This window comes from Sphingobacterium sp. UBA7253, from assembly GCF_002472745.1.
Classification (GTDB): domain Bacteria; phylum Bacteroidota; class Bacteroidia; order Sphingobacteriales; family Sphingobacteriaceae; genus Sphingobacterium; species Sphingobacterium siyangense.
In genome coordinates this window covers 65,495-76,135 of record NZ_DKSP01000028.1, presented here as the reverse complement: position 1 = coordinate 76,135, position 10,641 = coordinate 65,495, and the positions used below count along the sequence as shown (strand labels likewise).

5 protein-coding genes are annotated in these 10,641 nt (G+C 40.9%); all 5 read right to left on the bottom strand.

Going from position 1 to position 10,641, the window contains the following annotated elements:
• Positions 1-379 precede the first annotated feature (379 nt).
• Positions 380-2,407, bottom strand: a complete 2,028-nt coding sequence (locus B2X72_RS02165) for a DUF7594 domain-containing protein (protein ID WP_145327165.1) — start codon at positions 2,405-2,407, stop codon at positions 380-382.
• A gap of 396 nt (positions 2,408-2,803) precedes the next feature.
• Positions 2,804-4,078, bottom strand: a complete 1,275-nt coding sequence (locus B2X72_RS02160) for a glycoside hydrolase family 88 protein (protein WP_286848190.1) — start codon at positions 4,076-4,078, stop codon at positions 2,804-2,806.
• 42 nt (positions 4,079-4,120) lie between these two features.
• On the bottom strand, positions 4,121-5,389 hold the full coding sequence (locus B2X72_RS02155) for a DUF2264 domain-containing protein (RefSeq protein WP_182983482.1): 1,269 nt from the start codon (positions 5,387-5,389) through the stop codon (positions 4,121-4,123).
• A 168-nt stretch (positions 5,390-5,557) separates the two neighbouring features.
• Positions 5,558-7,318 (bottom strand): RagB/SusD family nutrient uptake outer membrane protein, encoded by a 1,761-nt coding sequence (locus B2X72_RS02150; RefSeq protein WP_286848188.1) that lies wholly within the window; start codon positions 7,316-7,318, stop codon positions 5,558-5,560.
• Between the two features lie 13 nt (positions 7,319-7,331).
• The gene (locus tag B2X72_RS02145; RefSeq protein ID WP_286848186.1) at positions 7,332-10,613 is read right to left on the bottom strand and encodes a SusC/RagA family TonB-linked outer membrane protein; all 3,282 of its coding nucleotides are present in this window, start codon (positions 10,611-10,613) and stop codon (positions 7,332-7,334) included.
• Positions 10,614-10,641: the final 28 nt, after the last annotated feature.

Here is a 10,641-nt window from a genome sequence, read left to right as displayed (position 1 = left end):
GCTAACCCCCTGTTATACCCCTATAAAAGCCCTGTTAATATAGAAATTGATATAAGCTAGATATTGTTATGTGCACTAGACGAAAGAGCCTGTATTTGACAGAGAATAGGATCAAATACGACATGAAGAAACATGTCGTAAGATAGAGCGGGTTCAATCCTATAAAACAAAAAAAGTGAAGTACCTTACATACTTCACTTTTCCACATCGTGTTAATAACTTTGTTGAAAACTCAAAAAAAATAGCTCTTATTGCTTGATTACCTTTTCTCCAAGGGGCAACCGGTCATATCGCACCAATGTTTCTACATAGAAGAAATGGACATAGGTCAAGCACACACTATAATTACAAAAAACACCTTTTCATTTAGATAAATTGACTAAAGATATTCAATCAACAGCGAAGATGTCTTATCGTTAAAGTTTAAGATTGACAAATCAATGGTATGTCCAGTTAATAGCGCAGAATCTCCTGTAAAATCTCCATTTTCATAGAGTGTAACCTTAAAACCTTTTGGAATACTAATACTGCTCAGTTGGTCGTTCGTAACACCCAGTCCTTGCAAATCAGTAAGACTGTAACTTCCAATGCCAAGCTGTTTATACCAGCCACGGAAAGGAGTATCACCATACAATGTCACATTGGTCATAGGCGAAGTACTTAAAGATGGCCCATAAGAGTTAATATAGTAACGCAAATCAGTATATCTGTTGAAACTAGGATTTAACTTTTTCAGGAAACCGAACATCTCGCCTTTCATAATGGATGCCATCTGGACAAAAGCATAGCTGGATCCTGCCGCATTAAACGGTTTATTATAATCAGCTCTAGTTTTGTCAGGAGCCCATTCGGTGTTGACAAATTCAAGATGAATATTATTGTCAGGATCCAAGACATAAGGGGCCATAAAAGAGACCGCATCCCTAATAGATCCACCCAAGACTGGCGTATCATTGGGATTAATTCTTAAATTAACCCATTTTGTAGCACGGTGATTTACCAAACTATCAAGCATATGCCGGCCTCGTTTGATATAAAAAGTGCGACCAATCTGTCCGATAAACTCTAGATCATACACATGATAGGCAAAGGCATCCCTGCCAAGAAAATCTATGCTAGCCCCATCCGCACGATAATTTTTATTATGATGAGTACTAAAATCTGACGTCGCTTGGTTGATAAGCGCTCCATCATTCAGTATATAAGCGATATCAATCATCAACAGATTACGGATAGTTTCCCAATTATTGGTTCTGACCGATTGAGTTTTGTAAAAGTTATATCTTGTCCGTAACCAATTGTCGATCGTCATCCTGCTGTTAGCATCAATTTTTGCACGAATAAGTGAATATCCTGTAAGAAATGGAAGATATATACTTTCATCGGGAGTTTGGCTTGTTGCTGCGTTAACGGCTGCCCAAGAAAGAAGAAATTCCTTCGCCTTATCAACATATTGCCCTGCATTTGCCTGCTCCTGAAACAAAAAATATTGTAGCGCCAACGAATACACCTTAGCTGCATCAGTCTGCACTTTATTCTTGCCATCGGGATCTGAAATTTTTGCAACCGGAACAGGAACTGTATTCAATGCATCATTTGCTTTAACAGTAACTTGATTGTTTATTAGCGTTTGGGCGGCGGATAATGTTGCTAGATCAAGCTGAATGGAGTCAAAGGTTACTTTATCCATGACTAGGTTGCTATAAAAGTTTGGCCCCGATGCTGTATAATCAATTTTCAATTTTGGTCGAAGTCCCACATCCTGTGCTTCTTTAGACTGAAAGTCGGAATAAAATGAAGTAGAACCGGAGGTTTTTCGCTGTGCGACAATCTTAATAGACAATTTTCTGTCCGAATCCAAAGCTTCTTGAATCACTGAGGAGGGAATATCGAGATAGACAATTCCATTTGTAACTTTTAGTTTTCCATTGACTTCTCCAAGCTTTGTCCCTGTCGCTGGCGCATTATTCCAATTGATCGTTTTCTCACCCCAATCTTTTTCAAGCGTTGTGTAGTACAGCCACTTGGCATTTGCTGTATCCGCAGCACTGGAAACCCCACCAGCCAATTCAACACGTGCTGACTGTACACTAGCAACATTGCTGGGCAATGCGGTCAGATCAAAACGCAGATAGATATCCCTTCGATAACCTGGAGCATCATCTTTGGCAATCAGCCAACTATTATCACCATAATTGGTACTGGCGTTAGTCCCATCCTGAACATACGCATCTGCGACGGGCAAAAGGCTGACCTCATTTGCGGAATCAAAAGTAGCTGCTTTTTTTTGCAGCTGAGCAATAGAGCTTTCGGGCTTTAGCATATCCTTATGACAGGCCATCATTGCCGAAAGTGTGCTCATCAGTGCGACTGCAATGAATCTGAGTTTACTGTTTGTTGTTCTCATTCTTTGTTAGATTTATGATATTGGTAGTTTATAATTGGAACAATATGCCTCTAATACATCCGGGAGATGTAGATCATATTGTTTATCTATTGCTACTAATGGAACAGCCCTGAACAAGAGATCCTCCCAATGAAAATTTCTCTTGGCTATTTACCTCTTTTTAGCTCGCTCTGAAATGGATAGTTCTTTCCACGGCTACGTCCTTTAAAAACGATAAGAACTGAACCATCTTTCCATATCAAAGGAGCAGGATTTGATATATGTTTATGGTTCATGATCTATTGTGACCTAATAAAAAATTCGCTCTAAAAATTGTAGTATTCAATAGAATTATTATCATGTCTTTGAAACAATAAATCAAACATTGTTTCAAAGACTAGGCACTTATGATAGTTTCTATGGCTTGATTACCTTTTCTCCTTGGAGCAACCGATCATACCGAACCAATGCCTCTACATAATAGTAATCAGCATAGGTTAAAGGAACATCAACCTCTGTTTTATGTGGAATCGAACCAACACTATGTTTTAAAATATAGCCACCGGCTTCTTTATAATCTGCTTTGTAGGGTTTAGATGATAAAGACCGCAACATCTGCTCAGCCTTTGAGATATACAGCTGGCTTTCACCACCTGTTGTGTATTGCGCCAGTTCCAGCAAAGCCGAAGCGGTCACCGAAGCGGTCGACACATCACGAAGATCTTTCTGGCTATAATATTTACTATCCGGAGTAAGCTTGTTCTGGTCCATATCCCAATAAGGTATCAGATCTTTTGGAAGATTGGGATGATTCAGATAAAACTGTGCAATATGTCGAGCTTGCTCCAAATATTTCTTGTCGCCGGTCTCGCGGTACATCATCGTATAACCATACAGTCCCCAAGACTGTCCCCTAGCCCATGCAGACTCATCAAACGCACCTTGAGCAGTCTTTCTCGAAATAATGCTTCCATCCTTTGGATTGTAATCCACGACATGGTAGGAACTGTAATCTTTTCGGTAGTGATTGACCATCGTTGTATTGGCATGTTGCACCGCAATATCACGATAACGCTTATCACCTGTCATTTTGGAAACTTCCGTCAGAAACTCCAGGTTCATCATGTTGTCAATAATCACTGGGTAAGTCCAAGGCTGGCCATCCCAGTTTTTGCCCCCATCCCATGAACGGATAGTTTTGGGTGCTTCGTGGAAACGGGTCGCCAATGAGGCTGCTCCGGTACTTAAAATTTCCTTATAAGCAGCTGAATCTCCTGTCAAACGTAATGCATTACCAAAGCTGCAGTACAACATAAAACCCAAATCATGTGTTCCCTTGTTGTTCTTTTCCTTTTCGAGTTCCTTCAGCTTACTTTTTGCTTCCGTTAATAGCTTCTCATCTTTGGTATATTCATAGAGATAGAGCACTGTACCGGGATAAAACCCCGAACACCACCAGCTTGAACCCCAATTCACATATTTACCATCTTTATAGGTTGTAGGCATATCCGATTCACCGATCGATGCTGCGAGGTAAGCGATTTGTTTGTGTGCATCTTCTAAATTGTTACGGACAAATTCTTTGTCAAGCCCCAATTTCACTGTCCCTAAGTTTCGCTGACTGGAACAGGAAATTCCCTGCATTCCTAATCCGATCATTAAAGCCCCCGTAATATAGTGTTGTATCTTCATTTTATCCAGTCCTTAATCTTTTGCTTTTTTATTCTTTTTTGTTTAATAACTTACATAATAGTCTTTGGGAAATTGCTCAGCATTCCAGCATTTTTGGGAAGTCCAGGGTTGTGGAGCACAGGTCCAGAACTCATCGTCTGCCGGTAACCCCAATGGCAAGAATGACAGAGAGGCCACATACATCGAGCCTGCGTTTGTATAGTAATCTGCGAGATTGGATTGTTTATCACCCACTACGCCCATACGCAGCCATCCTGAGGGTGCAAAGGTTTTGTCAATATAAATATGGCGGAGTATCGTGGTCAATGCGGCTCTGACCTGACCCTTCGAAATATCTTCGGGCAGCTTATTTTCTAGAGCAACAGTCGCTAGAGGCTGGAATGCGGCATTTTTATAAGTTGAGGAGCGTCCAACAACGACATAATGCCCTTCCGGAGAGATCATGCGTTCCAGGTGATGCGCATAACGCTGCATTCGTTTATAGGCTCGCTCATACATTTCCTTGTATTTTCCTCCCGCTGAAATGTTATGACGCAGTGACTCCACCTGCATACAATGGATCACATAACCATTGTAGTGGTCAAAACTAAAATGGGCACCATCACTATACCAGCCATCCCCCACATACCATTCCTGATCAAATTTATTGACCGCATAATCGATCTTTTCCCGTGCACATTCCTCTCCTATGCTGTAAAGAAATGTTTCTGTCATTGCCGCAAAAAGCAGCCAATTGCTCTCATTCGGTTTAATTTTGCGCAATAGTTTAAACTCTTCGACGACTCTTTGCTTAGTGGCCTGGTCCAAAGGCTGCCATAAAGCTTTTGGGGCTCTCAGAAAAGCCAGTGCAAGATGCGCTGCATCCACAAGGGTCTGAGATGAAGGTCCTCGCCAAGTAAAATAATCCGGAGATTTTGGATCTACACCATATTGTATACCCAATAATGCTTGGTCACGTAATTTTTTACGCAATTTACCTTCCTCGGTTGCGTCATCCGCTAATTCCAGCCAAGGTGCCATTCCAGCCAACAAACGCCCAAAGGCTTCCAGGTATCCAACGCCGGGATCCCTACTATCAAAAGTCGGGCTCACCTCCATCGGCATATTTTTACGCCATTGTTCCTTACTGATATTGCTCAATATGGGAGCTGCCATCTTGTGTAAGATAGATACCCAATAGGCACGATCGTTCTCGCGGTAATTATTTCTTTCCGACGCGGTAACATTGGCTTTCGCTTCACCAGCAAAAGATGTCGCCAGGGCTCCCATCCCGGCACCGCCCAATAGTTTTAATAAGAGTCTTCTTTTCATTGACATTGGTTTATAACGAACACAATCGAAGTGTTACACAAAACATTAAAAATCTTTATTTTAACTAAAAAAAAACAAACAAAAAGAAATCAATCGCTCGAGCAAACGATTGCATGAGCGATTGATAACAACTTCTTTACAGGAGACAGAAAAATCTTCTCCTATTTCTTAATCGTCCCAGCCACTATTTTGTGTCAAGGCTGTGTTTCGTTCCCGTTCCACTTGTGGAATTGGCCATGTATAGAGCTGATCACCTCTCCAGTCATACGGAGAAACGACTCCTCCCCATGCTTGCTTAATGCCGTTTCCTGTGTAAAAGGATGTTTCTTTCAATGTATTCCAACGCAACTCATCAAAATAGATAACACCTTCACACATCAACTCACGACGGCGTTCTTCACGAATTTCTTTCCGAAGATCCTGCTCACCAATTCCTAACGATAACTCTCCAACTCCTGCACGCTTTCTGACCTCATTTACCTTAAGCACAGCTTCGCCTGGTTTTTTCGACTCATTCAATGCCTCCGCCCATAACAAAAGGATATCCGCATAACGCATGACGATATAATCATATGCGCCAGCTTCTCTGTTTGGGATACCTGGATTAGCACCTTCGTAAACAAACTTACGTGGGTAGTAGTAAAAATCAGTGACGATATCCGTTCTCAAATCAAACACGCCACCAAACTCCTGTCTATATGGCCATCTAGAAGTAAAGGTTTGATCTGTTGCACCATTGGCTCCCACAAATGTAGAATATGGTAGAATGACATTGCTAGCTAATCTAGGATCACGATCTTCATAGGCTTTCTTCAGGCGTTCTTCATTACCGGTAGGCAAATACAAAGACATATCAAGCTTGTTTGTCGTCCGTTTTTCTATATTCGATATTTCAGTAGCAGTCAAATTATTCCGAAGGAAAAACACCTCCCTTTGGCCCGGTGCCATCTGATTATAGCCTGGCAAGTAATCGTCCCAATTAAACTTAGATCCATCTTTGCGTTGATAGCGGTCTGCCGCATCAGGGTGTACTAAATAAGTATTCCAATTGGATCCAAATGCTGAGCGCGACCCAAATCTGAACTGATAATCCGAACCGTATCCTGCCAATGCGATATTCTGAATACTAAATATAATCTCCGGACTTTGTTCATTATCTCCTTTAAATAGAGACGCATAATTACTAAACAAACTGTGTCCCAAGTTTTTAACCTGTTCGAAATCAGCGATTGCTTTTGCCCATTCTTTTGTATACATATAAACCTTGCCACGGAGCGCATAAGCGGCAGATTTTGTCACCCTACCAAAGTTTGCATTTCCTTTATCATAGCGATTTGGTAACTGAGCTTCGTTGATACAATCCGTGAGATCTTTAATGATAAAGCTCCAAACTTCCTGTTCAGTATTCCTTGGTTTATCAACTTTGTCCCATTCGATTGGATCGGTATAAATAGGAACTCCTTTATACAACTGATTCAATCGATAATAGTAATAGGCGCGTAAGAATTTTACTTCTGCAGTTAATTTAGCCTTTTTCTCTGCTCCCACTGGTGACACATTGGCTATCCCATAGATCGCATTATTGCTCCGATGAACACCTTCATATAAATTTTGCCAAGTGGATGAAAAAATCCCCGATGAACTTGTTGCCGTTGCATTCATCAAGGTTGAATTATCCCGGCCTTGGAGAGTAACATAGGAATCATATACATAAAGCATCTGACCGAGGCGCAAACCTTGATATACACCATTTACACCTTGGTCCGTAAGGTTTTCAGTTAGCCACATATTATTGGTCAATACCTGTGTTTTAGGTACTGTATCCAATAAATCCTTCTGACAAGCAGAAAACAATGTTGCTGAACCGAGAGTCACGCTAAGCAATATTTTTTTACTCCACAAATTATATTTTTTTATATTATTTTTCATAATCTTTCTCTTTTTAGAATCCAATATTCAAACCAAAAGCAAACTGTTTCATTGTTGGATATTCTGCTCCTGCACCAACTTCTGGATCTAACCCCGGAAAATCAGTAAACATCAATAGGTTCTCTCCAGAGAAAAATACCCTTAAACTACGTACTTTAACTTTTTCAGTTAGTTTCTTATCAAACGTATAACCTATTTGCAAATTTCTAAGCTTTAAAAAATTTGCATTATACAACCAATAATCGCTTGCCTGATTATTGATATTTTCTGCAGAAGTTCCGTATTTCAATCTAGGGAAATATCCATTTTGATTGGTACGTGGATCATTTGGTGCCGCCGGGTTATAGAAATAATGGTCATCTGCAATACGAGTGGTTACCTGGTTACCAAGGATCAACACATTGTTATTATAACCAGCATCTGTCCAATAATACTGTCCTCCAGCCTCTCCTGCCCAAATCATAGACATATCAAGACCTTTATAAGAGAATCCGAGATTAAATCCATAGATATATTTAGGACTTGTCGACGTTCCGGTAAAGTACTGGTCGGCATTATTTCCATAAATACCATCTCCGTTCAGATCGGCATAGATCAAGTCTCCATAATACATCCGTGCATTCGAACCATAGCTATCCGCAATGGCTTGAGATGAGGTTACAAAAGAATAACCAGCAGCTTTCATCGCTTTTGCCCACTCGTAATCCTGATCCGTACGGATCATCCCTGTAGTAGGTCCACCGTTAACATTGACGGATCCGTCGGAATTAAAATAACTACCATTTCCTCTATATACTTGACGTAAATAGAATTCATCCAACTGGTATCCCTCAAGTCTTCGGTTTACACCACCTGTAGATACATCACCTAAATTAGTCTGCCATACCATTTTTCCCGTTCCGTCATCAACCATACCTTGAACCAGCTTACCCTCGTATTCCGTAACTTTATTTTTATTATACGAGAAATTACCACCAATGTTATAACTGAAATCCCCGATCTTATCCCGCCAGTTCAGGTTAAGCTCAATTCCTTTATTACGCATAGCGGCTTGGTTATAAAAGGGAGCACTAGCAGTACCCGCAGTAATTGGCATTTGTGCTGTACGAATAATATTTGAAGTTTTACGATCGTATAAACTTAGTTCTACGGATGCACGTCGGTTTAATGTTGCAAATTCCAATCCAAGCTCCTTATTTTCGGAATCTTCCCATTGCAACAAGTTATTGCCAAAACGTGACAATCTAAGACCATTAGCCTGCGCGCCGTTGAAAGAATAACCTACCTGCCCATACACACCATGCCATCCATATACGTTCAGATCGTCTCCGCCATCATTTCCTAATTTACCCCACGATCCACGAATTTTAATATCTTGCAAATAAGGATCTACCGCCTTCATAAATGATTCCTTAGACAATATATATCCTAACGAAACAGAAGGGAAAGTACCATATTTCTTGCCAAGACCAAATTTTGATGAACCATCTCGGCGTAAACTAAATTCGGCTAAATATTTCCCATCATAATCGTAGCTAAAGCGACCGAAAAAAGAACGCATGGAGTTATCAGATTCCGCGCCGGAGATGCTATTCATCTCGGTTCCTGTACCGATATTAGTAATGGTAGCATCTATCAATCCTTTTGTAGAAGCACTAAATCCAGAATCGTTGTAATAAAATTCATTATGACCAACTAATGCACCAATCGTATGTTTACCAATCGTCGTGTTATAACGCAATACGTTATCAAAAGATTTTCTGTAAATTTTATTATAGGACTGTCCAGTCGTCGAGGTCGCAAGGTTAACAGGAGTCGACGTAATCGTCATGGTTGAAAAGTCATACCGTGGTGACGGATCAGACCAGGTTTTCACTTCATCAAATCGGCTCTGGTAATTAAATTTCGTTTCAAATGTCAAACCCTTCCAAAGTTTAACATTTGCAAATAAGGTTGCGTTGAGCCGTGTACGTTCATTACTTCCTTTATTATCGTAAAGGTAGGTCAATAAATTGTTCAGCTGAGATGATTCTCCGGAGCTGAGCACAGCGCTTCCAAACTTACTGTCATACATTGGGTAAATACCTGGTGTAGTTTGCCGCAAAAAATTATACAGATTGGCATCTGAAGCCATAGAACGTTCTTCTTTAACAACAAATGTCTGTGTACCCACGGTCAGGAAGTTGGTAACATCTGTCTCCAGATTCACCCGCCCTTCATAGCGTTTCATCCCAGTATTGTGCATAATGCCAGGGTTATCCTGTATTCTTCCAGATAGATTGTAGCGGATATTTTCACTCCCCCCCAAAACACTGACATTATGACTTTTTAACCAGGCATTCTCATAAATCCAATCGCCCCAGTTTGTATTCGGATATGCGACATAATTTGGTATGCCCTGAGCAGTCAAACCATTTGGATCAGCATTTGCCGCCGTCCAGGTATCAATAGCACTTTGCGTATATGGGCCTTTCTCGCCGATATTTTCTGCGGCCTCTTGAAACAAGCTCATATGTCTCAAATAATCGCTTACAAATTCAGGCTTTGCGCTTGGCGTTGTTCTCGAAAACAAACCTGAATATTTTATTTGCGGCGCTTGTCCACCTTTTCCTTTCTTTGTTGTAATGACAATAACTCCATTCGCGGCCCGCGCACCATATATCGCTGCAGATGAAGCATCCTTTAATACTGATATCGTTTCAATATCTTCCGGATTTACTGCATCCATTACCCCCTGAATACCGTCAATAATGACAAGAGCATCATTATTGTTCATGGTACCTGTACCGCGTACGCGGATGGTTGCTCCATCACTACCAGGTTTACCATTACCGACTTTGACTTGGACACCGGCTGCAAGCCCCGAAAGTGCCGAAGATACGTTCGTTACCGCTCTACTTTCAAGCTTCTTGCCATCAATCGTCGCAACCGACCCTAACAATTTCGCCTTCTTCTGTTGTCCGTACCCCACGACTACAACTTCATCAATGGCAGCACTTGCACCGTCCATAGTTACATTGACGACATTGCGTCCATTGACAACAACTTCCTGATTTTGATAACCGATATAGGAAACGACAATTGTTGCATTGGAGCCAACTGACAATGAATAGGTACCGTTTGCATTTGTAGAAGTAGAAACACTTCCACCCTTTTCTCGAATCGTTACACCCGATAAAGGTGCTCCTTGACTGTCTGTAATCCGCCCCGTAATTGAAATTTTCTGTTGTGCCATACTCGCACCCACAGTAAACATCATCATAGCAGACAGTCCAACTTTGTAAAACTTTGCCATACTTTAGGAAATTAGTTTTATAATAAAA

Coding starts and splice junctions, on each gene's coding strand:
- B2X72_RS02165 (WP_145327165.1), bottom strand. CDS start 2,407: ATGAGAACAACAAACAGTAAACTCAGATTCATTGCAGTCGCACTGATG.
- B2X72_RS02160 (WP_286848190.1), bottom strand. CDS start 4,078: ATGAAGATACAACACTATATTACGGGGGCTTTAATGATCGGATTAGGA.
- B2X72_RS02155 (WP_182983482.1), bottom strand. CDS start 5,389: ATGAAAAGAAGACTCTTATTAAAACTATTGGGCGGTGCCGGGATGGGA.
- B2X72_RS02150 (WP_286848188.1), bottom strand. CDS start 7,318: ATGAAAAATAATATAAAAAAATATAATTTGTGGAGTAAAAAAATATTG.
- B2X72_RS02145 (WP_286848186.1), bottom strand. CDS start 10,613: ATGGCAAAGTTTTACAAAGTTGGACTGTCTGCTATGATGATGTTTACT.